Below are 26,822 nucleotides of genomic sequence, written 5' to 3'. Positions count from 1 at the left end.
GCGACAGTGTGACGCGGCAACCGGCATGCTGGCTGCGTGACACACCCCGTCGTCTCCGCGATCCGAGCCGCCCTCGCCGCGACCGGCGACCCCGAGCGGGCCGCCGCCCAGCAGGCCTACATGAGGTCGCAGATGCCGTACCGCGGCATCACCGCACCCGAGCTGAAGACGCTGCTGCGCCCGATCCTGGCCGACCCGGCCCACCGGATCGCCGAGCGCGGGGAATGGGAGCGGGCAGTGCGCGACTTGTGGGACGGCGCCACCCACCGCGAGGAGAGGTATGCCGCGACGGCACTCACGGGGCAGCGCACCTACCGCGCGTGGCAGGACCCCGACACCCTCCGGCTGTACGAGCACCTGGTCGTCACCGGCGCCTGGTGGGACCACGTGGACGAAGTCGCGAGCAACCGGATCGGCCCGATCCTGTTGTCCCACAAGGAAGAGGTCACGCCACGGGTCGAGCAGTGGATCGAGCACGAGGACCTGTGGCTCCGACGGACGTCGATCATCTGCCAGCTCACCTTCAAGGAGCGCACCGACCTCGGCCTGCTGCGAGCCGCCATCGAACCCAACCTCGAGGACCCCAGCTTCTGGATCCGCAAGGCGATCGGGTGGGCGCTGCGGCAGTACGCGCGGACCGACCCCGACTGGGTGCGGGCGACGGTGGCCGAGTACGACGGTCGGTTGAGCGGACTGAGCCGGCGCGAGGCGCTCAAGCACCTCTGAGGGCGGGGGCGCCGCGGCCGACGACCGTGCGGGCGATCGCGAGCGCGGCCAGGGACGCGGCCGCGGCCACGAGGAAGGCCCCAGCGATCCGCCCGGCATCCGACAGCGAGCCGGCCGCCGCCGCCCCGGCCGAGGAGCCGACGAGGAACGCCGAGATCAGCCACGCGAACGCCTCGGTGGTCGTCCCGGGCGGGGCGAGCCGGTCGACGAGCTGGAAGACACAGGTCAGCACCGGAGGCAGGCCCAGGCCGCTGCCGACGGTGAGCACCCCCATCACCCAGGGGCTCGACGGGACCACGGCCAACGCGGCATACGTGACGACGAGGACGCCGAGGCCGAGCAGGAGGTCACGGCGCGGGTCGCGGTGCGGGGCCCGCGGGCTGTAGGCGACCCCACCGACCAGCGCACCCAGCGCGTTGGCGGCCACCAGCCAGGGCGCCAACCCGCGGTCACCGATCGACTCGGTGTAGGCGACCAGCGCCACGGCCGGCACGCCGACCGTGAGCCCCACCAACATGACGGCCGAGAAGAGGACGCACAGCCGGCGCGAGCGCAGCGGACCCAGCCAGTGGCGGTCCTCGTGGACCGGCGGGACCCAGGCGCCGGACGCCCGCGACGCCACGAACCACACCGTGCCGAGCAGCCCGACCACACCCGCGGCGACGAGGCCACCGCCGTCCCCGGCGACCTGGGCGAGCAGCACCGCCAGCGGCCCGAGGACGAAGATCAGCTCCTGGGCCGCCGCGTCGAGCGCGAACGCCGAAGGCACCTGGCGCGGCGACAGCACCGACGGCCAGAGGGTGCGCAGCGCCGGCTCGAGCGGTGGGGTCGCCAGCCCGGCGACGAGGGCGACGACCAGCGCGCCTCCGGACGGCACCCACGGCAGCACCGCGAGCGCCAGTGACGAGACCACCCCGCCGAGCACCAGTGCCGGGCGCTGCCCGCGCAGGTCCATGACCCGCGAGAGCGCCGGTCCGCCCAGGCAGCAGCCGAGCGAGTATGCCGCGGTCAGCAGGCCCGCGCGCCCGTAGCCGCTGCCGGTGTCCCGGGCGAACAGCACCAAGGCCAGCGGCACCATGCCGTTGGGCAGCCGCCCGACCAAGGCCGAGAAGAGCAGGCGGGCGACCTGGGGCAGTCGCAGCAGGGCGCCGGGGCTGAGCGACGGCGCCGGGTCAGTCACCGAACGGCCAGCCGACCTGCATGGTCGGGTGCGCGTCCTTGTCGACGCCGGGCTCGAGGTAGTGCTCGCGCCCGAAGAACTCCGCGAAGAACGCCTCGGGCATCGAGAGCATCCCCTCGATGTCGGTCGCCTGGCTCCGGTGCGCCTCCAGGGAGGCGCGCCGCTGGGCCAGGTAGTCGCTGGTGTCGACCTGCCAGGTGATCTCGGCCTCGGGGGTGCCGAGCGGGTTGCCGTCGTCCATCGGGCTGTCCGGGTCGAAGGCCTGGTCGCCGGCGCCGGCGGCCACCGCGGCCTGGAACACGCCTCGGACGATGTCGCGGTTCATCGTGGACTCGAGCAGCCGCGGTCGACGGGCCGCCAGCTCGGCCGCGCGGTGCACGACCGGGTGCACCTTCACGTGGTCGGGGTGGCCGTAGCCACCGTGCCAGTCGTAGCCCACCAGGACGTCGGCGTCCTCCTCGTCGAGGATCGCCACGAGGCGGCGGGCCGCCTCGTCGACGTCGGCGCCGTGGAAGGCGTTGGCGTGGGTGTTCTGCTCCCAGCCGGTCATGCCCGAGTCGGCGTAGCCCAGCCACGCGATCCGCTGCACGCCCAGGGCGTCGGCGCTGGCCTGGGCCTCGCGACGGCGCCAGTGGACCAGCGTCTCCCCCTCCGGCAGGCCCGCGGCGGGGAGCTCGCCGTGGTCACCGTTGGTGGCGAACACGGTGACCACGCGGTGGCCCTCGGCGACCGCGCGGGCCATCGCGCCGGCCGTCTGCGAGGCCTCGTCGTCGGGGTGGGCGTGGAGGAACACGATCGTGGACACGACGCCATCATGCCAACCACGTCCGACGGGGGACACGCCACGCCGTCCTGACCACGCGGCATACCCCGCACGCGCGGTGGGCGGGGCCTCGGTCGTCTCAGACTGCGAAATAGTTAGCCCTATCTATTTACCCGCCGCGGCCCGGCTCCCGACACTGGCTCGGTGACCACCACCGACTTCGCCCCCCTCGTGGCCCAGCTCGACCTCGAGACCAAGGTCCGGCTGCTGACCGGCGCCACCTCGTTCACCCTCCACGGCGCGGACGAGATCGGCCTGGCGCCGATGGCCTTCTCCGACGGCCCCACCGGCGTCCGGGGGCTGAAGTTCGTCGGTGGCGACCACGTGGCGCTCTTCCCCAACGCGACCCTGCTCGCGAGCGCCTGGAGCGAGGAGACCGCCCACGAGGTCGGCGAGATGCTCGCCGAGGAGGCCGAGCGCCAGCAGATCCACGTCGTGCTGGGCCCCACCATCAACCTGCACCGTTCACCGCTCGGTGGCCGGCTGTTCGAGGCCTACTCCGAGGACCCGCTGCTCACCGGCCGGCTCGCCGCGGCCTACGTGAAGGGCTTGCAGGGCAAGGGAATCGGCGCCTGCCTCAAGCACCTGGTCGCCAACGAGTCCGAGACGCTGCGCAACAACATGAACTCCGTCGTGGCCGAGGACGTGCTGCGCGAGGTCTACCTCCTGCCGTTCGAGATCGCGGTCGAGGAGTCGCAGCCCTGGTCGATCATGGCCGCCTACAACGACGTCAACGGCGTGCCCGCCACGGAGCAGGTCCACGTCAACACCGAGGTCGTGAAGGACGAGTGGGGCTGGGACGGCCTGCTGATGAGCGACTGGTTCGCGACCAAGACCTCGGCCCCCGCCGCCCTCGGCGGTCTCGACCTCGTCATGCCCGGCCCTGACGGGCCCTGGGGCGAGGCGCTGGTGGCGGACGTCCGCGCGGGTGCCGTGGACGAGTCGGTCATCGACGAGCACGTGTGCCGCCTGCTCCTGCTCGCGCAGCGCGTCGGCGCCCTCGACGTCCCCGGCTCCACCGAGGGGCACCGCAGCTGGCCGACCGACTCGCTCGCCGCCGACGCACCGGAGCGCCGGGCCCAGCTGCGGCGGCTGGCGACGGACGGGATGGTGGTGCTGCGCAACGCCGACGGTGTCCTGCCGCTCGCGGGGGGTACGACCGACGGGTCGGGTGCGGCCGGAGGGTCGGTCGCCCTGATCGGTCGGCACGGCATCGAGACCGTGTGCATGGGCGGCGGCTCGGCCCAGGTCAACCCTCCGCACCAGGTCTCCATCGCGGACGGGCTGCGCGAGCAGCTCGGTGAGCGACTGGTCGTCGTCGACGGGGTGGACGTGCGCGAGAGCCCGCTGCCCGCAGCGCTCGAGGCCATCCAGGACCCGTCGACGGGCGAGCCCGGCATGCGGGTCGAGCACGTGGACGCCGAGGGCGTGGTCATGCTGGAGGAGCACGTCGACGGCGCCGAGGTCACGACGGGTTGGGACGACACCCTGCCCCGCCAGACCGAGCAGCTGCGGCTCAGTGCCCGCCTCGTCACGGGCGGGCGGGTCCGCGTGGGAGCCAAGGGGGCTGGCTCGTGGCGGGTCAGCGTCGACGGCACCGAGATCGGCCGGGCCGACCTGGTGTCCGGCGGGGCGGACCCGGGCGAGGCGATGTTCAAGCCGCCGGTCTGGACCGCCGACCTCGAGGCCGCCGCCGGCGCGCTGGTCGAGGCCGAGCTCACCGTGGTCCGTTCCGAGCCCGTGCCGGGTCCGGACGGCAAGCTGAGCACCCTGTCGCAGATCCTCGCCTCGGGCATGGGCACCAAGACCCTCGTCGTCGCGCCGGTGCCGGCTCCCGTCGACGAGACGCTCGCCGCAGCCGCCGCGGCCGCACAGGCTGCTGACGTCGCCGTCGTGGTCGTCGGGCTCACCCCCGAGCAGGAGACCGAGGGCAGCGACAAGACCACGCTCGCGCTGCCCGGCGAGCAGGACGCGCTGGTCCGGGCCGTCGCAGCGGCGGCCACCCGGACGGTCGTCGTCGTCAACGCCGCGACCCCGGTGCTGATGCCGTGGGCCGACGAGGTCGACGCGATCCTGGTGGTGGGCCTGCCCGGACAGGAAGGCGGCCACGCCGTCGCCGACGCCCTGCTCGGCGTCCGCGAGCCGGCCGGCCGGTTGGTCACCACCTGGCCGGCGGCCGACGAGGCCGCGCCCGCGTGGACCGTCGAGCCGACCGACCTCCAGCTCGACTACACGGACGGGTCGTTCGTCGGCTACCGCGGCTTCCACGCCGGGCGAGCCGCCGCTCCTGCGCACTGGCTCGGTGCGGGCGACGGCTACGGCGCCTGGGACTACACCGCGGCAGCGCTGACCGGCTCCGGAGCCGACGCGTCCCCCACCGTCTCGGTGGCGGTGCGCAACACGGCCGGTCGCGACTCGCGGGAGCTGGTCCAAGTCTACCTCCAGCCCAGCGAGGCCGACCAGCCCGTGCGACTGGTCGGCTGGTCCACCGTCGACGTCGCGGCCGGGGAGTCGGCCACGGTCGAGGTGACCACCGACCCGCGGCTGTGGCGTCGCTGGGACACCGCGGCCGACGGCTGGGCGTCCTTGGCCGACGGTGGCGAGCTGCTCGTCGCCCGTGGGCTCGGCGACATCCGGTTCCGGCTGCCGCTCGCGTGACCACGAGGCACACCGGACAGCCCGCTCGGCGGGGTCGCGGTCGCCCTCGCGGTCCGGGCACCGAGGCGACCGCCGCCACCCGCGAACGGATCGTCTCCGCGGCCGCGGAGCTCTTCGCCGAGCGCGGGTTCCACGCGACCCCGATGACGGCGGTCGCCGAGGCGTCGGGCCTGTCGCAGAGCGGTCTGCTGCACCACTTCCCCAGCAAGGAGGGGCTGCTCGCCGAGGTGCTGCGCGCCCGCGACGTCCGCGACCTGGCCACGCTCGCCACCGGCCGCGACCGCGCCCCGCGCGGCTGGGAGGTGTGGGACGACATGACCCGCCTGGTCCGGCTGAACAGCGACCGCGAGGGCCTCGTCCGGCTCTTCACCAGCCTCGCGGGCGAGGCCGTGGAGCCCGACCACCCGGGCCACGGCTGGCTCGGCGAGCACCACCGCAGCGCCGTCGAAGCCCTTGCCGTGGCCCTGCGCGAGGCCGTCGCGGACGGCACGGCCGACCCTGCTGTCCCGGCCGACAGCCTGGCCCGGCAAGCGGTCGCCCTGACGGACGGCCTGCAGGTGCAGTGGTTGATGCGGCCCGACGAGGTCGACATGGCCGGCGACTTCGCCGCGTTCGTCGAGGGCGTGCGCACTCGCTGGACGCCCTGACGAGCTGGACGCCCTGACGACGACGTCACGGGTCGCGGCTACCGTGGCGCGGTGAGCACCAGCCCCCGCGACCCGGCGCAGAGCCGGGAGATCCTGCGGCTGGCTGTCCCGGCGTTCCTCGCGCTCGTCGCCGAGCCCCTCTTCCTGCTGGCCGACTCGGCGATCATCGGGCACCTCGGCACGGCCCAGCTGGCTGGGCTCGGCGTGGCCAGCGCGACGCTCATCACCGCGGCCAACATCTTCGTGTTCCTCGCCTACGGCACCACCTCGATCGTGGCTCGCCAGATCGGCGCCGGCAGCGAGCGGGGAGCGCTCGAGGCCGGCATCGACGGCACCTGGCTCGCCGTCGGGCTCGGCACCCTCACGTCCGTTGGTGTCGCGGTGGCAGCCGAGCCGCTGTGCCGCGTCTTCGGTGCCTCCCCCGACGCCATCGGGTATGCCGCGACGTACCTTCGCATCTCGGCCCTCGGCATCCCCGCGATGCTCGTGGCGCTCGCCGCCACCGGGGTGCTGCGGGGGTTGCAGGACACCCGGACCCCGCTGGTGGCCTCTGTCGCCGGGTTCTCCGCGAACGTGGCGCTCAACCTGCTGTTCGTCTACGGGTTCGGCTGGGGCATCGCGGGTTCCGCGTGGGGCACCGTGATCGCCCAGACCGCGATGGCCACCGGACTGGTGGTCGTCATGGTCCGGCACGCCCGTCGCGCCGGAGCCGCCCTGCACGCCCACCCGGGGCGCGTGCTGCGGGCCGGGCTCACCGGCATACCCCTGCTCGTCCGCACGCTCGCGCTGCGCGCCATCATCCTGCTCACCACCTGGGTCGCAGCGGGCCTCGGTGACGTGCCGCTGGCATCGCACCAGGTGGCGGCGACGGTGTGGACCTTCCTGGCCTTCGCCCTCGACGCCCTGGCCATCGCCGCGCAGGCGATCACCGGGCGGGCCCTCGGCGCAGGTGATGTCGTCGCAGCCCGCGCCGCCACGACCACGATGCTGCGCTGGGGCCTCTGGGGTGGAGCCGTGCTCGGGCTGCTCGTGCTGGCCGTCCACTCGCTCCTGCCGGCGCTCTTCACGACCGACCCCGCCGTCCGCGCCGCGCTCTCGGCGGCGCTGGTCGTGGTGGCGCTGGGCCAGCCCCTCGCCGGTTACGTCTTCGTGGTTGACGGCGTGCTGATCGGCGCCGGCGACGGACGGTGGCTGGCCAAGGCGATGGTCGCGACGCTGGTGCTCTACCTGCCGCTCGCCCTCTGGGTGCACGCCCGCGGCGACGACCTCGTGGCCGACGGGGCCCCCCGGGCCGTGACCGTGCTGTGGGTGGTGTTCACGGCGTTCATGGCGATCCGCGCGGCGTTCTTCTGGTGGCGGATCCGTGGCGACGACTGGGCCGTGACCGGCGCCGCCCGCTAGGCCGCGCAGTCGAGCAGCGGCAGCAACCCGGACAGCCGCGCCCAGGTGCTCGGGAAGACGGCGTGCGCCACGTGGAGGGCCACCATCGGTGCGGCCTCGCCGGTGAGGCGCACCCTCGGGTTGATGCCCACCGGGTGCAGGTCGAGGTGGCACTGCTGACCGGTCACGCCGAGCTGGAGGTTCTCGAGGTCGACGTGCCAGAGGCTGAGCAGCCCCCGCAGCGGGCGGCTGACGAGGATGCGACGGTCGGTGACCACCACGTCGGCCGGTGACGCCTCACCCCGACGCGCCTCCCCGCGGGTGCACTGCTGCTCGTAGGTCAGCGTGGTCTCGAGGGTGGCCCGTTCCCCCGCTGGCAGGTCCCCGAGCTCGAGGTGGGCCAAGGACGCGCCGCGCAGCAGGCGACCGGCCAGCTCGACGGCGTCGGCCCAGCCCAGGTCGACCGCTGCTGCGGTGGTGTGTCGTGCCACGGCTGTTCGGCTCCTCCCCCGAGGGTGTACGTCAAGGAGTGTGACCCGACACCTCCTGATACATGACGCCGCCGGACCCAGGCTGACTTGTTGCCACCTGCTGGTCACTGGACGCCTGGTTGAGGGGTCTGGTGAGGACCTACGCGCAACAAGTGCGGGAAGGGGGAGGCGGCAGGAGGATCTCAGGAGACGCGGGTGGCGGCCTCTCGGCGGGGGTCCCCGGCGGCGTCGAGCGACCCGTCGGCCAGTCGTCGGGCCGCGGCCACCCCGCCGAAGAACATCGAGGTGGCGCCGTGCGAGAACGACTGCAGCCCAAGGCTTTCGATCGCAGCCGAGATCTCCGGATCGTCCTCGTGGTCCACCCGCGGCGTGCCGTCGTCGAGGATCCGCACGTGCACCCGGGGCGCGTCGATGGCCTCCTGCATCGGGGTGCCCGAGAGGCAGTGCCGGCCGAGCACCTGCATGAGCGCCGTGGTGATCCGGTCGGCGCCGGGGCTCCCGATCGCGAGCGCCGACCCCGACGACGACCTCGCGACGGACGGGGCCATGTTGGAGGCCAGGCGGGTGCCGGGGGCCAGCGCGTGCAGCCCCAACCGGTTGAGCTCGGGCTCGCCGAGGCAGTTGTTGAGCATCAGCCCGGTGCCGGGCACCGTTGCGCCGGAGCCGTATCCGCTCGACGCGGTGATCGCGCAGATGGTGCCGTCGCTGTCGACCGCGGAGACGTGGGCGGTCGAGGACGAGGTGGGCAGGCCGGCCAGCCCGTTGCGGTCGATCGACTCCAGCAGCGCGTAGCCGTCCTCCTCCAGGTCCGTCGACAGGTCGTGCACCTGGTGGCGGAACGACAGCACCCGCTGCTGGATGTCGATGATCCGTGACCAGTCCCAGCCCGCCGCGGCCAGCTCGCGGAGCATCACCGCGAGCATCGGACCACCGACCGAGGGTGGTGGGTTGAGCGCCAGGTCCCACTCGCCGAGCCCCAGCCGCAGCGGCGTGCGGACCACCGCCCGGTATGCCGCGAGGTCGGCTGCCGTGACCAGCCCACCGCGGGCGGCACTGTCTGCCGCGATCCGGGCCGCGAGGTCGCCGGTGTAGAGCGACCGGGCGCCTTCGACGGAGATCTGCTCGAGGGTGTCGGCCAGGTCGGGGTTCGTGGCCTGCTGCCCGGCGGTGACGATCCTGCCGTCGGCGCCCCGGACCAGGGGCCAGGTGTGCTCGTCCCAGCCGAAGACCAGGTCGCCGGTGATCGCCAGGTAGCGCGCCGCGGCGCCGCCGATCGAGTAGCCGGTACGCGCCGCGTCGATGCTCGGGGCCAGCACCTCGCGCCACGGCGCCGACCCGTGCCGGTCATGGGCGATCCCGAGCGCCGCGAAGGCGCCGGGCGTCGCCACCGAGCCGTGACCGGCATACAGGGTCAGCCCGCCACCGTAGGAGGTGCGCACCTCGCGCAACCCGGCGCCGAACCGGTCGGGGTCCTGGCCGCGGCCCGGCATCTCGACGTTGCCGTCGATGAGCTCGGGGTCCCCACCGGCCGGCCAGATGCTGACGAAGGCGCCGCCGGCGGCCGAGACGATGCCCGGCTCGGTGGTCATCGCCGAGACCATCGCCGCGATCGCGACGTCGACGGCGTTGCCACCAGCAGCCGCCGCGGCCAAGCCGGCGTCGGCAGACGCGGGACCGGTCGCCGCGATCGACACGCGTCTGTCCATGCGCCCGATTCTGTCCCATGGCCTCTGCCGGTGCCACGGGTGCTCCAGCCCGCGACACGCGAGTTGCGTCTGATTCCGCCCACCTGCTGGGCGGAGGCGCGCGCACTTGCCGTGTTGCGCAGGGTGGCGCGCTCAGAGCAGCGGGCGCTGGTCAGCCTTGTGCGCCAGGTAGGCCGCGTGGGCCGCCTGCGTGCTGTCCAGCTCGCTCACCTCGGCGACCGGCACGTCCCACCACGAGCCGCTGTCCGGCGAGTGCACGGTGGGGTCGGTCTGCACGTGGATCACCACCGGACCCGCGTGGCTGGACGCCTTCGCCTGCTTCACCGCGTCCTCGAGCCCGGCCCGCGAGTGCACCTCGACGACGTGGGCGCCGAGGCTGCGCGCGTTGGCGGCCAGGTCGACCGGCAGCGGCTCGCCATCCAGGCGACCGGAGACGTCGTCGCGGTAGCGGTAGCGGGTGCCGAACCGCTGGGAGCCGAGGCTCTCCGAGAGGGAGCCGATCGAGTGGAAGCCGTGGTTCTGCACCAGCACGACGATCACCTTGACCCGCTCCTGCACCGCCGTGACGAGCTCGGTCGGCATCATCAGGTAGCCGCCGTCGCCCACCATCGCGAAGACCTCACGGCTCTCGTCGGCTAGCCGGACGCCGATCGCGGCCGGGATCTCGTAGCCCATGCAGGAGTAGCCGTACTCCACGTGGTAGCCCTTGCGGTCGCGGACCCGCCACAGCTTGTGCAGGTCGCCGGGCATCGAGCCGGCAGCGCACAGCACGACGTCGCGGGGGTCGGCGAGCTCGTTGACCACCCCGAGCACCTCGCCCTGGGTGAGCAGCCCCTCGGCCAGGGCGTCGGTGACGGCCGCTCCCGGGTGGTAGGTCGCCTCGACCTGCTCGTCCCACGCGGACCACAGCTCCGCCTGACGGGCGCGGTGCACCTCGTCGACGGAGTACCCGACCAGGGCCGAAGTCAGCGCGGTCAGTGCCTCGCGAGCGTCCGCGAGCACCGACAGCCCACCCTGCTTGACGGCGTCGACCGGGGCGACGTTGAGGTTGACGAAGCGAACTCCGTTGTCCTTGAACGCACTCCGTGATGCGGTGGTGAAGTCCGACCAGCGGGTGCCCACCCCGATCACGACGTCCGCCTCGGCGGCCAGGGCGTTCGCGGCGGTCGTGCCGGTCGAGCCGATCGCACCCACGAGCTGGGGGTGGCCGTGCAGCAGGGAGCCCTTGCCCGCCTGCGTCTCGGCCACCGGGATCCCGGTCGCGTCGCAGAAGTCGGCGAGCGCCCCCTCGGCGCCGGAGTAGTGCACACCTCCACCCGCGACGACCAGCGGGCGCCGGGCCGACCGGATCACGTCCGCGGCAGCGGCGATCCGCGACGCCTCGGCCGGCGGTCGGCCGATGTGCCAGGTGCGCTCGCTGAACAGCTCGACCGGCCAGTCGAACGCCTCGGCCTGCACGTCCTGCGGCAGGGCGATCGTCACGGCGCCGGTGTCCACGGGGTCGGTCAGGGTGCGCATCGCGCCGAGCAGGGCAGCGGGCAGCTGCTCGGGGCGGGTCACCCGGTCGAAGAACTTCGAGAGGGGACGGAACGCGTCGTTGACGGTGACGTCCGCGGCATACGGCTGCTCGAGCTCCTGGAGCACCGGCGCGGACACCCGCGTGGCAAAGGTGCCCGAGGGCAGCAACAGCACCGGGATCCGGTTGATCGTCGCCACGGCGGCGCCGGTGAGCATGTTGGTCGAGCCGGGACCGACCGACGCCGTGCAGACCCAGGTCTGCAGGCGGTCGCGCTGCCGGGCATAGCCGACGGCGGTGTGCACCATGGCCTGCTCGTTGCGGGCCAGCACGTAGGGCAGCGGGTTGTCGTCCTCGTGGCCCTCGAAGGCGAGCTCCGCCTGCAGCAGGGCCTGCCCCACCCCGGCGACGTTGCCGTGGCCGAAGATGCCGAGGCAGCCGGCGAACAGCCGCTGCCGCTCGCCGTCGCGCTCGCTCCACTGCTGGCCGAGGAACCGCACCACCGCCTGGCCGACGGTCAGCCGCACCGTGTCGCTCATGTGTCGTCTCCGAACGGAAGTCGAGGGTCCACGGCCTGGGTCGCCCAGGTGTCGCGCACCCAGGTGTGGGCCGGGTCGTCACAGATCATCCACGCCCGCTCCGGCCCGGGGCCAGCCATGACGTTGAGGTAGTAGAGGTGGGCCGCCGGCGCAGCCATCGACGGACCGTGCCAGCCGTGCGGCACGAGGACCACGTCGCCGGTGCGCACCTCGGCCAGGACGTCGATCGGCCGCTGGTCGGTGCCGTAGACCCGTTGGTAGCCAACCGGATCCGCGCCCTCGGGGGCGTCGTCGACGGGTCGCACCTCGAAGTAGTAGATCTCCTCGAGCTCGGTCTCGACCCCGGCCCGCCGCTCGTCGTGCTTGTGCGGCGGGTACGAGCTCCAGTTGCCGGCGGGTGTCACCACCTCGCAGGCGATGATCGCGTCGGCGTCCAGCACCCCGGGCACGCCGAAGTTGCGCACCTCACGGCTGGCTGCCCCGGCGCCCCTCAGCTCGACCGGCACCTGCGCCGCAGGCACCACCGTGACGGCAGGGGTATGCCGCGTGCGCGCCTTCGCGCCGCAGACGGCCACCCGCGCGGGGCCGCCCTCGGCGACCACGGTGAAGGCGACGTCGCGGGACAGGTGGGCGACGTCGGTGGGGCCGGCGAACACGTGCGCCCGCCCGGCGAGCACGACGTCGTCGTGGTCGTCGGGGCGCACCCGGACCGACCCGTTCAACGGGACCACCACGTGCTCCCACTCCCCGGCCGCGAGGCTGCGCTCCTCGCCGGCGGCGAGCGTGGCGACGTGCAGGCTGGTGTGCTGCCACCCCGCCACCGTGTCGTCCACGGCGACCGGCCAGCCGTCGGCCGCGGCGGACCCCAGGGGCAGGACCCAGCGGGCGTTGTCGGCGCCGCTCTGCTCCACGGTCACGGGCGCGCCCCGTGCACGAGCTCCCCGGCGATGTCGACGGCGGCTGCGACGTCACCGTCGGGCGGGTAGAGCAGGGCCCGGCCCACCACGAGTCCGCGCACCGGCGGCAGGGTGAGCGCGCGCCCCCAGGAGGCGTAGGTGTCCTCCGGGTCGCCCTGCGGGTCGCCGCCCAGGAGCAGGGTCGGGAGGGTGGTGGCGTCCATCACCCGCTCGAGCTCGGGGACCACCGGCAGCTTGAGCCAGGTGTGGGCACTCGAGCCACCCAGGCCCGAGGCGATGTGGATGGAGCGGATCGTCGAGTCGGGGTCGAGCAGGTTGACGACCCGTCCCTCCCGGCGCTCGCTGAGGAACGGCTCGACCATCGCCATCAGCCCTCGTGCGGCGAGCTCGTTGACGGCGTGGGCGGTGGCTTCGAGCGTGGCGACGGTGCCCGGGTCGTCGTAGCAGATGCGGGTCAGCGTCTTGCCGCCGTCGAGGCCGCACGCCGCGATGTCCTCCGCCCGGTAGGCGGTGAACCGGTCGTCGAGCTCGAAGCTCGCGCCCTGCAGGCCGCCGCGGTTCATCGAGCCGATGACGACCTTGTCCTCGAGCGCGCCGAGCAGCAGCAGGTCGTCGAGGATGTCGGGCGTCCCCAGCACGCCGTCGACCCCGGGCCGCGAGACCGCGGTGACCAGGCGCTCGAGCAGGTCGTGCCGGCTGGCCATCGCCCACGGGTCGGCGCGCACCCCGAGGGCGCCCCGCGCCGGGTGGTCGGCGGCGACGAGGAGCAGTCGGCCGTCGGCGCGAAGCAGGTCGCGGCGGGCCCGGGCAGCCCAGGCCCGGCTGATCGCCTCCGGGTCGCTGGCCCGCAGCTCGGTCAGCTGGGCCACGTCGACCGCGCCGGTCACCGAGCCGGTCGCGACGCCGGGCTTGGCGCCCGTGACGCCTGTCATCGGAGCGCGTCCTGTCGGCCTGCTCCGGCCAGGGTGTCGAGCACCTCGGCGGTCGTGGGCATCGCGCTCGAGCACTCGAGGTGGGACGCGACGATCGCGCCTGCCACATTGGCGAACTCGATGACCCGACGCAGGTCCCAGCCCTCGAGCAGCCCGTGCACCAGCGCGCCCCCGAACGCGTCACCGGCCCCGAGGCCGTTGACGACCGACACCGGGAACGGCGCCACCTCGACCCGCTCGTCGCGGGTGGCCGCCAGCACACCCTTGGGGCCCTGCTTCACGACGGCCAGCTCGACGCCACGCTCGAGCAGGGCGTCGGCCGCGCGCTGGGGGTCGGTCTCGCCCACGGCCACCTCGCACTCCTCGCGGTTGCCGACCGCCACGGTGACGTGCCCGAGGGCGCGGCCCACCTGGGCGCTGGCCTCGGCGGGGTCCGGCCAGAACATCGGCCGGTAGTCGAGGTCGAGCACGGTGTGCTGCCGCCGGGCCCGCGTCTCCCAAGCGGCGAAGTGCGCCGAGCGGCTGGGCTCCTGCGAGAGCCCGGTGACCGTGGACCAGTAGACCCGGGCGGCCCGGATCGCCTCGAGCGGCAGGTCCTGCGCCTCGATCAGCAGGTCGGGGGCCGTGGGGTAGCGGTAGAAGTAGAGGGGGAAGTCGTCGGGCGGGAAGACCTCGCAGAACGTGACCGGCGTGGGCGGCCCGTCGACGGGCGCGACGAACCGGTCGTCGACCCCGAAGCCGCGCAGCGCCTGGTGGACATAGCGCCCGAAGGCATCGGCACCGGTGCGCGTGATCAGGGCGACCTGACGGCCGTGCCGGGCCGCGGCGACGGAGACGTTCGTGGCGGTGCCGCCGAGGAACTTCTGGAAGGTCTCGACCTCCTCCAGCCCGACGCCGAACTGGAGCGGGTAGATGTCGACCCCGGTGCGCCCCATGGCGACCAGGTCGTAGGCACCGTCGTGCACCTCGTCCGCGGTGGGGTCGGTCACGTCAGATCCCCACACCGGAGTGCTGGGCGGCCAGGCCCAGCAGGTAGAAGTAGCTCGCCTCGACGTCGGCCACCGGACCGTCTCCCTCGGGGACGCCCGGGAGGATGGTGTCCTGCTCGAGGACGTACCACCCGGCATACCCACTGTCCTCGAGCGCGCCCACGATGGCGGCGATGTCGACGTCACCCTGACCCAGGGGGACGTACATGCCCGCGGCGACGGCGTCGGTGTAGGTCGTCTCGCCGGCCTGCACCCGGCGGGCGAGGTCGAGCCGGACGTCCTTGAGGTGGGTGTGCGCGATCCGGTCGGGGTGCTCGCGGGCGACGCGCACCGGGTCACCGCCACCGATGAGCAGGTGGCCGGTGTCGAGGCAGAGCCCGATCCGGCTGCCCGCGAGCACCCGGTCGGTCTCCTCGCCGGTCTCGACCATCGTGCCGACGTGCGGGTGCAGGGTGGCGGTGAGCCCCTGGGCGGCGGCCGCAGCAGCCAACCGGTCGAGGTTCGCCAGCAGGGTCGCCCAGCCCTGGTCGTCGAGCTGCGGGCGGTCGTCGTACCCCTCCCCGCCCGTCGCAGCTGCGAGGACCACGGTGGAGGCAGCGGCTGCCGTGAGGTCGACCATGGCGGCCTCGAGCTCGGGCAACGGGTCGTGGCCCGGGTCGTGCAGGACGAGCGGCACGAACTGACCGACCGCGGCGAGCCCGTGGCTGCGCAGCGTGGCGACCTTGTCCTCGGCCGAGTCGGGCAGGAACCCGTCGGGACCGAACTCGGTGGCGGCCAGGCCGAGCTCGGACATCTGGGCGAGCACCACCTCAGGCGGCAGCTGGTGGCCCCAGCCGGGCACCTCGCAGACGCCCCACGAGATGGGCGCCCCCGCGATGCGGTCGGCCAGGGCCTCGGACGGGATGCCGGCCACGGTCAGGCCCCCTTGATCTCGGTGAGGTCGACGACGCGGCGCTCGGCGCGCGAGATCTCGCAGGCCTCCGCGACCCGGAACGCCTGGAGCGCGTCATCGAGGGTGCACGGGCTGGGCGAGCGCCGGGCCGCGACGTCGAAGAACGCAGTCAGCTCGGCCCGGTAGGCGGGCAGAAAGCGCTCCATGAACGTCATCGTGACCGGTCCATGCGGGAAGTCGACACCGTCCTCCAGCGACCGGAGGGCCAGCGAGTCGTCCAGACCGACGGCGACGGCCCCGCGCTCACCGAGCACCTCCATCCGGACGTCGTGGCCCGCCCCGTTGTAGCGGGTCGAGGAGACCTGGGCCAGCGTGCCGTCGTCGAGGGTGAGGAGGGCGGCCCCGGTGTCGACGTCGCCCGCGTCGGCGAAGAAGCGCGCGCCCTGGTTGGACCCGGTCGCGTAGACCGAGACGACCTCGCGCCCGCTGACGAACCGGATGATGTCGAAGTCGTGCACGTTGCAGTCGCGGAAGATGCCGCCGCTGGTGGGCACGTAGGCGGCGGGCGGCGGCGCGCTGTCGCGGGTGTGGGCCACCACGGTGTGCACGAAGCCCAGCTCGCCCGACGCCACGACGTCGCGGGCCCGACGGTAGCCCTGGTCGAAGCGCCGCTGGAACCCGACGTGGACGGGCACACCGGCCTCTTCGACCAGCCGGGTCAGCTCGATCGTCTCGTCGAGGGTCGAGGCGACCGGCTTCTCGCAGAACGTCGCGATGCCCTTGGCGACCCCGGCCCGCAGCAGCGGGGCGTGGCCGGGCGTCGCAGTGGCGATGACCAGGGCGTCGAGGCCCGAGTCGAGCAGCTCGTCGGTGGTGGCCGCCCACTCCAGTCCACGGTCGGCCGCGACCTGCTGGGCGCGCGCCGCGTCGACATCGGCCACGACGAGCTGGTCGACGGCGTCGAGGCTGCGGAGGGTGTCGGCGTGGAAGGCGCCGATCCGGCCGACGCCGGCGAGTCCGATACGCATGTGCAGGGTCCGTTCACGGTCGCAGGGCAGGGGGAGGCACCGGGGCGCTCGACGACAAGCGTGCCGTCGGGGCGGGAGTCGTGTCAACCATTTGTAAGGACATTCTGACGTCATGAGATTCTCATGTCTGTGACCCGCACCGGCTAGAGTGCCTGCGTGGCCACCCAGCTCGACATCCGGATCGACCGGTCCTCCCCCGTGCCGCTCTACCACCAGCTCGCCGAGCAGCTCGCGGCCGCCATCGACGACGGGGCCCTGCACCCCGGTGACGCCTTCGAGAACGAGGTGGCGATGGGGCTGCGGCTCGGCCTCTCCCGCCCCACGGTGCGCCGCGCCATCGCCGAGCTCGCCGCCCGCGGCCTGCTCGTGCGACGCCGCGGCGTCGGCACCACCGTCGCCAACCGCACGGTGCACCGGCGGGCCGAGCTCACCAGCCTCTACGACGACCTGACCAGGGCCGGCGCCCACCCCACGACCACGGTGCTCTCGCTCGACGTGGTGCAGGACGAGCGAGTGGCCGGTGCCCTCGACCTGGCCCCCGACAGCGAGCTGCTCGCCATCGTGCGGCTGCGCCTGTCCGACACCGAACCGCTGGCGGTGCTGCGCAACTGGCTACCGCCGTCGCACCTGGACGTCACCAAGGAGGACCTCGAGGCCGAGGGCCTGTATGCCGTGCTGCGCCGCCGTGGCGTGCGCCCGGTCGTGGCGCGGCAACGGATCGGGGCCAGGCCGCCCAGCCCCAGCGAGCGTCGCCACCTGCGGATGCGGGGCAACGAGCCGGTACTCACCATGACTCGCAGCGCATTCGACGAGGTGGGGCACCCGGTCGAGTACGGCGACCACTGCTACCGCGCCTCGACCTACACGATCGAGGTCATGGTCGACGAGCGCTGAGCCTCTCTCGACCTACTGAGTCGTCAGGCGCAGGCTGAAGTCGGCGCTGTTGCCCTCGCCGGTCACGGTGAAGCCCAGGGCGGAGAGCCCGGCGAGGTTCTTCGCCTCGTCGGCGCCGACCTCGTCCTTGAACTCGGTCAGCAGGCCCGCGATGTCGACGAAGCCGGCGACCCGGGCCGAGTCGGCTCCCTTGACCGCGTCCTTGAACCGGTCGGTGTCCCCCAGCCCGTGCTCCGTCCCGAGCTCGTCGGCGTAGTTCTCGGACAGCGACACGACGGTCGTGCCGCCATCGGACTTGAGGGTCAGCGCATCGGAGCCCAGGCCCTGACCCGCGTCGGAGATCTTCTGGAGCACCTCCCGGTCGCCGTCCGTGACGGCGGCGACGCGCAGCTCGCTGTGGTCCTCGCCCATGCCCCCGAACACCAGCGAGAACTGGCTGCCCAGCGCGGCATACAGGTCGTCGGGGACGGCGATGCCCAGCTCGCTCTCGAGCTCGGCGACACCGTCCTTGAACTCCTGCTTGCCCATGGACTCGGTGATGGCCTTCTCCATCGCCGGCCAGCCGGCCTTGAGCTGCTCGCCGGCGTTGGCGACGCTGATCGCGGCGAGGGTGGTGTCGGGCAGGTCAGCCAGACCGGTGCCCTGCCTCGACCCGGCGAACCTCACGCTGGCTCCGTTGGTGTGGCCCGCGAGCTCGAGGTGCGGCCCGTCGAACCGCAGGGCCAGCGCGACCCGGCCGGTCTGCGAGGTGGCCGGTCCACCGGTGAAGCCGGGGATCATGCCGCTGACGTCGAGGGACCTGGTGGCCTTGGCCACCTGCTCTGCGTCGAACCAGGCGGCGACGACGCCGTCCTCGCCGAGGTCGGCCATGTCCTGGCGGAAGTTGGCGGAGTCGGCGAGCGTGCCCTTGGCCGCGGCAGCAGCCACCCCGGCGGCCTTCCCGGTGCCGTCGGTGCAGAGCGCGAACTCCTCGACCAGCTGGCACTCGGCCGCGTTGTCCTTGGCGATCGTGGGCAGGCTGGCCCTGGCCTCGTCGGCGTCGGTCACGGCGAGCGCGACGACGACGGTCGGCTCGTCGTCGGCCTTGGCGCCCGGCACGAGCCCGACACCGATCCGCTGGCCCAGCCACGGCTCGACGTCCTTGGCGTAGTCCACGCCCTTGAGCTGGCCCTCGGCCTGGAGCCGCGTGACGATGACCTTGCGCAGGTCGGAGTCCTCCTTCACCTCGTCACGGGTGTCGGGGAACTTGCGGATGAAGCGGATGCCGTCGATCTTCTGGCCCGCCGAGGGGTCGAGGTCGATCTTGGCAAAGGCGATCGTGGTCGCCGGCAGCGCCGACTCGGGCTGGGCACCCCCGCCGCCGACCTGCTGGAACGCGAGCGCGCCACCTGCACCCACCGCGACGATCGCGAGGATCCCGCCGACCAGGGCCACCGTCCGGCCCCGGCCGGGCCGGCCCGTCGCCACCGGCTCGGCACCGGGCTGGGCGAACGGGTCCACCTGGACCGACGGCGCCGGTGCGGCGAACGGGTCGGCCTGGGTCGGCTGGGCGGGCCGGGCAAACAGGCTGGGCTCGCCGGGCTGGCCGAACAAGCCGGGCTGGCCCTGCTGGCCGGGCTGGCCGAACAAGCCGGGCTGGCCCTGCTGGCCGGGCTGCGGTACCTGCTCGAACGGGTTGTTGCTCATGACGTGGATCCCCCAGTGCGGACTGACTTCGCCGCACGCGGTCGCTCGGCGGCTGCGCCGCAGGATAGAACAGGCCCGGTCCACCCCGAGGGGCGAACCGGGCCAATCCAGACCGAATGGTTACGTCGGTCTCAGACCAACGTCTCAGCCGGCGACGACGTCGAGCGTCACCTTGGCCTGCACCTCGGGGTGCAGGCGGATCAGCGCCTCGTGGCTGCCGACCGACTTGATCGGGGTCGTGATCTCGATCTTGCGCTTGTCGAGCTCCGGGCCACCGGCCGCCTTCACCGCGGCTGCGATGTCGGCGGTGGAGACGGCACCGAACAGGCGGCCGGAGGCGCCTGCGTGGGCCGCGACCTTGACGGCCTTGTTCTCGAGGTTGCCCTTGATCGACTTGGCCTCCTCGAGGGAGTTGATCGCGCGGACCTCACGGCCCTTGTTGATCGAGTCGACCTGCTTCTGCCCGCCCTTGGTCCACGCGGTGGCCAGGCCACGGCGGAACAGGAAGTTGCGGGCGTAGCCGTCCTTGACGTCGACGACGTCACCGGCGGTGCCGAGGCTGGAGACCTCGTGGGTCAGAATGACCTTCATTTTCTCAGTCCTTCCCGACTCAACGAGACGAGCTCGAGTAGGGCAGCAGCGCCATCTCGCGGGCGTTCTTGACCGCGGTGGCGATGAGCCGCTGCTCCTGGACGGACACACCGGTCACCCGACGCGCGCGGATCTTGCCGCGGTCGGAGATGAACTTGCGCAGCAGCGCAGTGTCCTTGTAGTCGATGTTCTCGACCTTCGCCGCCTTCAGCGGGTTGGCCTTCTTCTTGGGCTTGCGCACAACGGGCTTGGCCATCGTGGTGCTCTCCTTCTGCTGAGTGACTCAGCGGATGAGCCCTGGTCTCCCAGGGATGGTGTGTTTCGAGTTTTCAAACAGTGGGTATGCCGGGTGCTCCCCCGTGCAGGTTTCTCACCCAAATGGAACGAAACCTGCAGCCGCGCTCACGCGCGGGCGGGGCCACTCGGCATACCGAGTGATCTGGACCTTAGAACGGCGGCTCGTCGTAGGACGGCGCGCCGCCGCCCCAGCCGCCACCCTGCTGGCCACCGGTCTGGGGAGCCGAGGCCGGAGCGGACGACGGGCCGGTGGCCCAGGGGTCCTCCTGCTGGCCACCCTGACCGCCACCCTGCTGGCCGCCGCCACCGGAGAAGCCTCCGCCGCCGCCGGTGCCCCGCTGGGTCTTGTTGACCTTCGCCGTGGCGTAGCGGAGCGAGGGGCCGACCTCGTCGACCTCCATCTCCATGACGGTGCGCTTCTCGCCCTCTTTGGTGTCGTACGAGCGAGACTTCAGCCGACCGGAGACGATCACGCGAGTGCCCCGCTGGAGCGACTCGGCGACGTTCTCCGCCGCGTCCCGCCACACCGAGCAGCGCATGAACAGGGTCTCCCCGTCCTTCCACTCGTTGGACTGCCGGTCGAACTGTCGCGGCGTGGAGGCCACGGTGAAGTTCGCGACGGCAGCACCCGAGGGGGTGAAGCGCAGCTCGGGGTCGCCGGTGATGTTGCCGATGACGGTGATGACGGTGTCGCCAGCCATGGAGCGTGTCCCCTGTTCGTTTGGGTCAGGTCAGGTGGTGCTGTGGTGCAGATCAGATCTAGATCAGTGCAGCTCAGGCGCCGGGGCGCAGGAGCTTGGTGCGCATGACCGACTCGTTCAGGCCGAGCTGGCGGTCCAGCTCCTTGGCCGTGGCCGGCTCTGCAGTGAAGTTGACGACGGCGTAGATGCCCTCGGCCTTCTTCTTGATCTCGAACGCCAAGCGACGGCGGCCCCAGATGTCGATGTTGTCGACGGTGCCCTTGTCCTTGGTGACGACGGTGAGGAACTTGTCGAGCGACGGCGCGACGGTCCGGTCGTCGAGCTCGGGGTCGAGGATGACCATGAGTTCGTACTGACGCATGCTGATAACCCGCCTCCTTTGGTCTATGGCGGTCACGGTCTCTCCGTGACAGGAGGGTTGCAGTGCGATCTCCGTGGACACACCGTCGAGGCGTGCTGCGGGAGAACCTGACAAAGCGTACCGGCCCGCGAGGACATCACCGAATCCTCCTCCACAGGGTCAGGCGAGCCGCACCAGCAGCCGGTCGGGAGCACCGGCGAAGTCACCGGCCAGCTCGTCCGGCTCCTCGTCCGGCTCCTCGTCGTCCGGAAGATCCACCGGGTCCTGGTCCGGTGCATCGTCCGAACCATCGGGGTCGGGGAGGGGTTCACGAGCCGCGGCGGTGTGCCAGACCCGCCACACGAGGTAGGCGACGGCGACGACGCGGATGACGAGGAACACGGCATACCAGCCGGGCGGGAGGCCACGGTCGGGCGTGGAGAGCCCGCCCACGTAGAGCCACACGGCGACGAAGTGCAGCGCCTCCGCGCCGGCCCAGACCAGGTGGTCACGCCACCGCACCCCGCACAACGCGAGCAAGGGCAGCAGCCACAGCGAGGCCTGCACCGGGAAGGCCTTGCCGGTGAGCAGCGCCAGGGCCACCAGCACGAAGGCGACCTCGGCCAGGGTGGGCCGTCGCGGGGTGCTGAGCGCGAACACCGCGCCCACCGCGTAGGCGACCAGCAGGCCCACCACGGCGAGCAGGGTGGTCGCCCCGGTGGGGAGCGGGTGGCTGAGCAGCTGGGGGATCATCCACGGCGAGCCCAGCCCCGCGGCGCTGTCCCACCAGACCTGGGTGGAGCGCAGGATGGCCATCGTGTTCAGCCCGACGAGGAACGGCAGCAGCACCAGGGCGCACGCACCGGCAGCCGCACCGAGGGTCCGGCGCACCGCCTCGAGCCGGCCGCTGCGGAGTCCGAGCACCACCAGCGCCAGCAGGATCAGCAGCGGGTAGGTGCGCGCCATCACCCCGAGACCGAGCAGCACCCCGGCTGCGACCGGCCGACGACGGCTCCAGGCCCAGATGCCCGCGCTGGCCAGGGCCACCCCGAAGAGATCGGGCGACAGCATCGCGGTGAGGAGCAGCACCGGGCTGAACGCCACGTGGGCGGCGTCGGTGACGTGCAGGGGACGCGACGCGGCGGTGAGATAGACGACGGCCACCGCGAGCGCGGTGCCGAGCAGGGCCCAGAGGGCGAAGTACCAGCGGGTCTGGTCGAGGAAGGCGCCGTCCGGCACCAGTCCGCCGACCCACGCCATCACCGCACCGGTGAGCACCGGGTGGTCGGTGCGGGCGCCCTCGCCGCCGACGTAGGCAGCCAGGCCGTTGTCGAGGTTGCCCAGCTGGTAGAGCGCCGGGAGGTCGGAGAAACAGGCGTGCCAGAACTGGTCGGAGCCGACCCAGCCCTTCTGGATGCAGTGCGTCCGCTCCGCCACCGACAGCGCCATGGTGGCCGCCGTCGCGACGAGCAGCGGCACGACGGCCGCGACCCAGGACACCGCTCGGGCCGAGACGTGACGGCCGAGCGGCCCGCCGGCGACAGCCAGCGAGCCCCTCGGCAGCAGATCCCCTCGACGGCTCACTGGGTCGTGGAGGTCGTGGGTGGTGCCCCGCCCAAGGTGATCGTCGGTGGCCCGGTCGTCTTGGTCGGCTTCGTCTTCGTGGTGGTCGGCGGCGTCGTGGGCGGCGTCGTCGTGGTCGTCGTCGTGGTGGTGGTCGTGGTGGTCGTCGTGGTGCTCGGCGGCGGCGGGGGCGGCGTGTAGACCTGGTCGTCGCCGAGGCCCTCACGCTGCGGGAAGTCGAGCACCTTGCTGCCCTTCAGGGCGGCCTGCATGTAGTCGGTCCAGATCCGGACCGGCACCGTGCCACCGGTGATCTCGGAGTAGCCGCCGATGTTGGTCATCGACAGCTCGGTGCCGCCCTTGCCGGTGCGGTACATGCCGACGGTCGTGGCCAGCTGCGGGGTGAACCCGTTGAACCAGGCGGCCTTGTTGTTGCTCGTCGTGCCGGTCTTGCCGGCCACCGGACGACCCAGCGCCTGGGCGTACTGTCCGGTGCCGCTCTTGACCACACCCTCCATCGCGTCGATGGTGTCGGCGGTGACCCCCTTGTCGAAGGCCGCCTTCCTGGTCACCTTGACCTTGTAGTCGAGGTCGCCGGGACCACCCTTGACCGTCTTGATCAGGTAGGGCGTGACCCGCACGCCGTTCGCGGCGATGGTCGCGTAGGCGTTGGCCATGTCACGGACGGTCACGCTGTCGGTGCCGAGCACGTTGGCGTAGTTGGTGCCGAGACCCTTCTCGGGCAGCCCCGCGGCGACCGCGGCGGCCTTGGTGTTCTTCGGCCCGACCTTGATGTTGAGCTGGGCGTAGACGGTGTTGACCGAGTGGGCCGTCGCGGTGCGCAGGTCGATCCGGCCGAAGTTCTCGCCACCGAAGTTGGTGACCCGGCCCCGTCGGGCGTTCTCGTCTCCCGCGCTGTCCTCGAACTCCTTGAAGTACTGCGGGGTCGCGCCGTTGAACATGGTCTTGGTGCTGATCGGCTTGTCCTGCGCCAGTCCGGCCAGGAGCGCGAACACCTTGAACGTCGAGCCGGCCTGCATCTTGGCGTCGGTGGCGGTGTTGAACTGCTCCTTGAGGTAGTCCTGGCCGCCGTAGAGGGCGACGATCGCCCCGTCGCCGGGCTTGATGCTGGTCAGGCCGACGTGCAGGGAGTCGGTGCCCTTGCCGGTGGGCATCCGGTCGTGCACGGCCTTGACCGCCGCGGCCTGGGCGTTCCGGTCGATCGTCGTGACGACCTTGTACCCGCCCTTGTCGATGTCGGCGTCGGTCATCTTGAGCTTGCTCTTGAGCTCCTTCTTGACCAGGTCGACCAGGTAGCCGGTCGGGCCGGACGCACCGGTGGTCTTGCGCGGCTTCTGCAGGGTCGGGAACTTGGCGGCGGCGCGCTGCTCCGGCGTCAGCCAGCCCTCGGTCACCATGCCGTCCATGACGTAGGTCCACCGCGCCTCGGCGTTGGCCTTCTGCTCCGCACCCAGGGCCGGGTCGTAGAACGACGGGCCGCGGATGACCGAGGCGAGGAAGGCGCCCTCCGACGGCGTGAGCTTGGAGACGTCCTTGTTGAAGTACGCCTTCGAGGCGGTCTGGATGCCGTAGGCGCCACGGCCGTAGTAGATGGTGTTGAGGTAGTTCTCGAGGATCTGGTCCTTGGACTCCTGCTTGGCGATCTTGATCGAGATGATGATCTCGCGACCCTTCCGGGTCAGCGTCTGGTCCTGGGTGAGGAAGTAGTTCTTGACGTACTGCTGGGTGATCGTCGACCCACCCTGGGTCGCCCCGCCCTTCAGGCCGACCCACACGGCGCGCGCGATGCCGGTCGGGCTGATGCCGGAGTTCTCGTAGAAGTTGCGGTCCTCGGCGGCGAGGTGGGCCTCCTGCACCGGCTTGGGGACCTGCGCCAGCTTGACCGACTCGCGGTTGACCTCGCTGATCCGGTCCATCTCGGTCTTGCCGTCGGCGTAGTAGATGATCGACGCCTGCGCGTTGGCCAGGTCGTTCGGCTTCGGGGTGTCGACGAGGGAGTAGGCGACGAAGAACGCGATGACCGCCAGCAGGAAGCCCGCCAGCGCGGCGATGCCGAGCCCCTTGGCCCAGCGCTTCTTCCGGCTGGTCGTGGCGCCGCCACCCTTGCCTCCGTTGCCCTTGCCGGCCCCGCTGGTCGAGCCGCGCCGGGCGCCGGAGCCGGAGCCGGCACCGCCCTTGGCGGCGCGCTGCGCCGCCTTCGCCTGGGCGCGCGTCTTCGGACGTGAGGTGCTCATCTGACCTTCCCGATCGGCATACAACAGGCACGGTCCCGGCCCTCTGGCCACGGTTCCGCACCGTCAACTGACGCTCAGTATGACTGGCGACCTTGAGAATCGTGCATTCGCCCGACCCCGCGTCAACGAACCCCGGGGGCGAAAGGTCACGAATCCCGAGATATATCGGCTCGATATATCTGGTGTACGCTGACCCTCGTCGTCGACCACTCGATGACCCGCACGGACGCGGTCCGTGGGCCAGCAACGCAAGGGAGGTGCAGCCAGTCATGAGCCGTCGCTCCGAACTGCTCGAGTTCGCGGTCCTCGGACTGCTGCACGAGAGCCCCATGCACGGGTACGAGCTGCGCAAGCGGCTCAATGCCGCGCTCGGCGCCTTCCGCGCGCTGTCCTACGGCACGCTCTACCCCTGCCTGCGCGGCCTGCTCGACCAGGGCCTCATCTCCGAGGCGAGCGGCACCCAGCACGCGGCGGCCACGGCCGGCTCCAAGCGCGCCCGCATCGTCTACGAGCTCACCGCGGACGGCAAGGAGCACTTCCAGGAGCTGCTCAAGGAAGCCGGGCCGACGGCCTGGGAGGACGACACCTTCGACGTCCACTTCGCCTTCTTCGCCCGCACCGAGGCCGAGGTCCGACTGCGCATCCTCGAGGGACGCCGCAGCCGGCTCGAGGAGCGGCTGGACACCATCCGCACCAGCTCGGCCAAGAACCGCGAGCGCTTCGACACCTACACCGCCGCCCTCGAGCGGCACGGCCTGGACTCCGCCGAGCGCGAGGTCCGCTGGCTCAACGAGCTGATCACCGCCGAGCGGAACATCCCGTCCTCGGCCACCTCGAGCACCACCTCCAGCACCACCTCCAGCACCACCTCCACCCCCATTACCCCCAACAACTGAGGAGTCTTCCCATGGGATCCGTTCGCGTCGCCATCGTTGGCGTCGGCAACTGCGCCAGCTCGCTGGTCCAGGGTGTCGAGTACTACAAGGACGCCGACCCGGCCGGCAACGTCCCCGGGCTCATGCACGTCCAGTTCGGTGAGTACCACGTGAGTGACGTCGAGTTCGTCGCCGCCTTCGACGTGGACGCCAAGAAGGTCGGCTTCGACCTGGCCGAGGCGATCGGCAACTCCGAGAACAACACCATCAAGATCGCCGACGTGCCCCCGACCGGGGTCACCGTCCAGCGCGGCCACACCTACGACGGCATCGGCAAGTACTACGCCCAGACCATCGAGCAGTCCGACGCCGAGCCCGTGGACATCGTCCAGGTCCTCAAGGACACCAAGGCCGACGTGCTCGTCTCCTACCTCCCGGTGGGTTCCGAGGTGGCCGACAAGTTCTACGCGCAGTGCGCGATCGACGCCGGCGTGGCCTTCGTCAACGCCCTGCCCGTCTTCATCGCCTCCGACCCCGAGTGGGCCGCGAAGTTCGAGGCGGCCGGTGTGCCGGTCATCGGTGACGACATCAAGTCGCAGGTCGGCGCGACCATCACGCACCGCGTGATGGCCAAGCTGTTCGAGGACCGCGGCGTCACCCTGGACCGCACCTACCAGCTCAACGTCGGCGGCAACATGGACTTCAAGAACATGCTCGAGCGCGAGCGTCTCGAGTCCAAGAAGGTCTCCAAGACCCAGGCCGTCACGTCCAACCTGACCGGCGCCCTCGCGGGTCTGACCGACAGCCGCAACGTCCACATCGGCCCGTCCGACTACGTCGCGTGGCTCGACGACCGCAAGTGGGCCTACGTCCGCCTCGAGGGTCGCGCGTTCGGTGACGTGCCGCTGAACCTCGAGTACAAGCTCGAGGTCTGGGACTCCCCCAACTCGGCCGGCATCATCATCGACGCCATCCGTGCGGCGAAGATCGCCAAGGACCGCGGCATCGGCGGCGCGCTGATCAGCGCCTCGTCCTACCTCATGAAGTCCCCGCCGGTGCAGCGCGAGGACACCGAGGGCCGCACCAAGCTCGAGGCCTTCATCGCCGGCACCGAAGAGCGCTGACCCAGCCTCCTCACGGCATACGAAGAGGGGCACCTTCCGCACCACGCGGAAGGTGCCCCTCTGTCATGTCCC

The 26,822-nt window shown here is 72.0% G+C and carries 24 protein-coding genes; 7 read left to right on the top strand and 17 right to left on the bottom strand.

The window, feature by feature from the left end:
* The first annotated feature begins 36 nt into the window (after positions 1–36).
* Positions 37–726: a DNA alkylation repair protein gene (locus ASG91_RS04370; protein ID WP_056921410.1), complete on the top strand. Its 690-nt coding sequence runs from the start codon at positions 37–39 to the stop codon at positions 724–726.
* Here the strand turns inward: ASG91_RS04370 and ASG91_RS04365 are convergent.
* Together ASG91_RS04365 and ASG91_RS04360 are read right to left on the bottom strand one after the other, a co-directional pair.
* A complete protein-coding gene (locus tag ASG91_RS04365; RefSeq protein ID WP_056921409.1) occupies positions 713–1,906 on the bottom strand; it encodes an MFS transporter in 1,194 nt (397 codons plus the stop codon). The genes ASG91_RS04370 and ASG91_RS04365 overlap by 14 nt on opposite strands.
* Positions 1,899–2,711, bottom strand: a complete 813-nt coding sequence (locus tag ASG91_RS04360; RefSeq protein ID WP_056921408.1) for a PIG-L family deacetylase — start codon at positions 2,709–2,711, stop codon at positions 1,899–1,901. Before ASG91_RS04360 ends, ASG91_RS04365 begins: the two co-directional genes overlap by 8 nt.
* A 162-nt stretch (positions 2,712–2,873) precedes the next feature.
* On the opposite strand from ASG91_RS04360, the gene ASG91_RS04355 reads away from it, so the two are divergent.
* Genes ASG91_RS04355 through ASG91_RS04345 form a run of 3 tightly spaced genes read left to right on the top strand, consistent with a single transcriptional unit; the run spans position 2,874 to position 7,435 of the window.
* A complete protein-coding gene (locus tag ASG91_RS04355; RefSeq protein WP_056921407.1) occupies positions 2,874–5,387 on the top strand; it encodes a beta-glucosidase in 2,514 nt (837 codons plus the stop codon).
* Entirely contained in the window at positions 5,384–6,034 is a 651-nt protein-coding gene (locus ASG91_RS04350; protein ID WP_056921406.1) for a TetR/AcrR family transcriptional regulator, read from the top strand. Before ASG91_RS04355 ends, ASG91_RS04350 begins: the two co-directional genes overlap by 4 nt.
* A gap of 51 nt (positions 6,035–6,085) precedes the next feature.
* Positions 6,086–7,435, top strand: a complete 1,350-nt coding sequence (locus ASG91_RS04345; RefSeq protein ID WP_056921405.1) for an MATE family efflux transporter — start codon at positions 6,086–6,088, stop codon at positions 7,433–7,435.
* Here the strand turns inward: ASG91_RS04345 and ASG91_RS04340 are convergent.
* The 8 genes from ASG91_RS04340 to ASG91_RS04305 form a co-directional block, all read right to left on the bottom strand.
* Positions 7,432–7,905: a hypothetical protein gene (locus ASG91_RS04340; protein WP_056921404.1), complete on the bottom strand. Its 474-nt coding sequence runs from the start codon at positions 7,903–7,905 to the stop codon at positions 7,432–7,434. The genes ASG91_RS04345 and ASG91_RS04340 overlap by 4 nt on opposite strands.
* Positions 7,906–8,087: 182 nt before the next feature.
* Complete coding sequence (locus tag ASG91_RS04335) at positions 8,088–9,611, bottom strand: gamma-glutamyltransferase (RefSeq protein ID WP_056921403.1); 1,524 nt, start codon at positions 9,609–9,611, stop codon at positions 8,088–8,090.
* A gap of 132 nt (positions 9,612–9,743) precedes the next feature.
* Entirely contained in the window at positions 9,744–11,666 is a 1,923-nt protein-coding gene (gene iolD, locus ASG91_RS04330; protein ID WP_056921402.1) for a 3D-(3,5/4)-trihydroxycyclohexane-1,2-dione acylhydrolase (decyclizing), read from the bottom strand.
* Positions 11,663–12,583: a 5-deoxy-glucuronate isomerase gene (iolB, locus tag ASG91_RS04325; protein WP_371262029.1), complete on the bottom strand. Its 921-nt coding sequence runs from the start codon at positions 12,581–12,583 to the stop codon at positions 11,663–11,665. The genes iolD and iolB overlap by 4 nt, the downstream gene beginning before the upstream one ends.
* Positions 12,580–13,515, bottom strand: coding sequence for a deoxyribose-phosphate aldolase (locus ASG91_RS04320; RefSeq protein WP_082593901.1), 936 nt, complete (start codon positions 13,513–13,515; stop codon positions 12,580–12,582). Before ASG91_RS04320 ends, iolB begins: the two co-directional genes overlap by 4 nt.
* Positions 13,512–14,450: a 5-dehydro-2-deoxygluconokinase gene (gene iolC, locus ASG91_RS04315; RefSeq protein WP_056921775.1), complete on the bottom strand. Its 939-nt coding sequence runs from the start codon at positions 14,448–14,450 to the stop codon at positions 13,512–13,514. The genes ASG91_RS04320 and iolC overlap by 4 nt, the downstream gene beginning before the upstream one ends.
* A 55-nt stretch (positions 14,451–14,505) precedes the next feature.
* A complete protein-coding gene (locus ASG91_RS04310) occupies positions 14,506–15,417 on the bottom strand; it encodes a sugar phosphate isomerase/epimerase (RefSeq protein ID WP_235545399.1) in 912 nt (303 codons plus the stop codon).
* Positions 15,418–15,419: 2 nt separating this feature from the next.
* The gene (locus ASG91_RS04305) at positions 15,420–16,424 is read right to left on the bottom strand and encodes a Gfo/Idh/MocA family oxidoreductase (RefSeq protein ID WP_056921401.1); all 1,005 of its coding nucleotides are present in this window, start codon (positions 16,422–16,424) and stop codon (positions 15,420–15,422) included.
* Positions 16,425–16,580: 156 nt separating this feature from the next.
* Between ASG91_RS04305 and ASG91_RS04300 the strand changes: the two genes are divergently transcribed.
* Complete coding sequence (locus ASG91_RS04300; protein ID WP_056921400.1) at positions 16,581–17,318, top strand: GntR family transcriptional regulator; 738 nt, start codon at positions 16,581–16,583, stop codon at positions 17,316–17,318.
* A 12-nt stretch (positions 17,319–17,330) separates the two neighbouring features.
* Here the strand turns inward: ASG91_RS04300 and ASG91_RS04295 are convergent, their stop codons facing one another.
* The 7 genes from ASG91_RS04295 to ASG91_RS04265 form a co-directional block, all read right to left on the bottom strand.
* Positions 17,331–19,004: a DUF3352 domain-containing protein gene (locus ASG91_RS04295; protein ID WP_056921399.1), complete on the bottom strand. Its 1,674-nt coding sequence runs from the start codon at positions 19,002–19,004 to the stop codon at positions 17,331–17,333.
* Positions 19,005–19,148: 144 nt separating this feature from the next.
* Entirely contained in the window at positions 19,149–19,595 is a 447-nt protein-coding gene (gene rplI, locus ASG91_RS04290) for a 50S ribosomal protein L9 (RefSeq protein WP_056921398.1), read from the bottom strand.
* A 19-nt stretch (positions 19,596–19,614) separates the two neighbouring features.
* Positions 19,615–19,851, bottom strand: coding sequence for a 30S ribosomal protein S18 (gene rpsR / locus ASG91_RS04285; RefSeq protein ID WP_056884210.1), 237 nt, complete (start codon positions 19,849–19,851; stop codon positions 19,615–19,617).
* A 190-nt stretch (positions 19,852–20,041) separates the two neighbouring features.
* On the bottom strand, positions 20,042–20,593 hold the full coding sequence (locus tag ASG91_RS04280) for a single-stranded DNA-binding protein (RefSeq protein ID WP_056921397.1): 552 nt from the start codon (positions 20,591–20,593) through the stop codon (positions 20,042–20,044).
* Between the two features lie 73 nt (positions 20,594–20,666).
* Positions 20,667–20,954 (bottom strand): 30S ribosomal protein S6, encoded by a 288-nt coding sequence (gene rpsF, locus ASG91_RS04275; RefSeq protein WP_056921396.1) that lies wholly within the window; start codon positions 20,952–20,954, stop codon positions 20,667–20,669.
* Positions 20,955–21,113: 159 nt separating this feature from the next.
* Positions 21,114–22,517, bottom strand: a complete 1,404-nt coding sequence (locus ASG91_RS04270; protein ID WP_056921395.1) for a glycosyltransferase 87 family protein — start codon at positions 22,515–22,517, stop codon at positions 21,114–21,116.
* Positions 22,514–24,751, bottom strand: coding sequence for a transglycosylase domain-containing protein (locus ASG91_RS04265; protein WP_056921394.1), 2,238 nt, complete (start codon positions 24,749–24,751; stop codon positions 22,514–22,516). Before ASG91_RS04265 ends, ASG91_RS04270 begins: the two co-directional genes overlap by 4 nt.
* A gap of 269 nt (positions 24,752–25,020) precedes the next feature.
* Between ASG91_RS04265 and ASG91_RS04260 the strand changes: the two genes are divergently transcribed.
* Both ASG91_RS04260 and ASG91_RS04255 read left to right on the top strand, forming a co-directional pair.
* Positions 25,021–25,647, top strand: coding sequence for a PadR family transcriptional regulator (locus tag ASG91_RS04260; RefSeq protein ID WP_056921393.1), 627 nt, complete (start codon positions 25,021–25,023; stop codon positions 25,645–25,647).
* Positions 25,648–25,658: 11 nt separating this feature from the next.
* Positions 25,659–26,750 carry an inositol-3-phosphate synthase gene (locus ASG91_RS04255; RefSeq protein ID WP_056921392.1) on the top strand — a complete coding sequence of 364 codons (1,092 nt, stop codon included), beginning with the start codon at positions 25,659–25,661 and terminating at the stop codon, positions 26,748–26,750.
* The last annotated feature ends 72 nt before the right edge of the window (positions 26,751–26,822 follow it).

The sequence above is a fragment of the Phycicoccus sp. Soil802 genome (assembly GCF_001429605.1).
Taxonomy (GTDB): Bacteria; Actinomycetota; Actinomycetes; order Actinomycetales; family Dermatophilaceae; genus Pedococcus.
This window is presented reverse-complemented; position numbering and strand designations above follow the sequence as displayed.

Bases quoted from the DNA above. Each gene is read 5' to 3' on its own strand.
- ASG91_RS04335 (WP_056921403.1), bottom strand. From the start codon at position 9,611: ATGGACAGACGCGTGTCGATCGCGGCGACCGGTCCCGCGTCTGCCGAC.
- iolD (WP_056921402.1), bottom strand. From the start codon at position 11,666: ATGAGCGACACGGTGCGGCTGACCGTCGGCCAGGCGGTGGTGCGGTTC.
- ASG91_RS04320 (WP_082593901.1), bottom strand. From the start codon at position 13,515: ATGACAGGCGTCACGGGCGCCAAGCCCGGCGTCGCGACCGGCTCGGTG.
- iolC (WP_056921775.1), bottom strand. From the start codon at position 14,450: ATGGGGCGCACCGGGGTCGACATCTACCCGCTCCAGTTCGGCGTCGGG.
- ASG91_RS04305 (WP_056921401.1), bottom strand. From the start codon at position 16,424: ATGCGTATCGGACTCGCCGGCGTCGGCCGGATCGGCGCCTTCCACGCC.
- ASG91_RS04295 (WP_056921399.1), bottom strand. From the start codon at position 19,004: ATGAGCAACAACCCGTTCGAGCAGGTACCGCAGCCCGGCCAGCAGGGC.
- rplI (WP_056921398.1), bottom strand. From the start codon at position 19,595: ATGAAGGTCATTCTGACCCACGAGGTCTCCAGCCTCGGCACCGCCGGT.
- rpsR (WP_056884210.1), bottom strand. From the start codon at position 19,851: ATGGCCAAGCCCGTTGTGCGCAAGCCCAAGAAGAAGGCCAACCCGCTG.
- ASG91_RS04280 (WP_056921397.1), bottom strand. From the start codon at position 20,593: ATGGCTGGCGACACCGTCATCACCGTCATCGGCAACATCACCGGCGAC.
- rpsF (WP_056921396.1), bottom strand. From the start codon at position 20,954: ATGCGTCAGTACGAACTCATGGTCATCCTCGACCCCGAGCTCGACGAC.
- ASG91_RS04265 (WP_056921394.1), bottom strand. From the start codon at position 24,751: ATGAGCACCTCACGTCCGAAGACGCGCGCCCAGGCGAAGGCGGCGCAG.
- ASG91_RS04260 (WP_056921393.1), top strand. From the start codon at position 25,021: ATGAGCCGTCGCTCCGAACTGCTCGAGTTCGCGGTCCTCGGACTGCTG.
- ASG91_RS04255 (WP_056921392.1), top strand. From the start codon at position 25,659: ATGGGATCCGTTCGCGTCGCCATCGTTGGCGTCGGCAACTGCGCCAGC.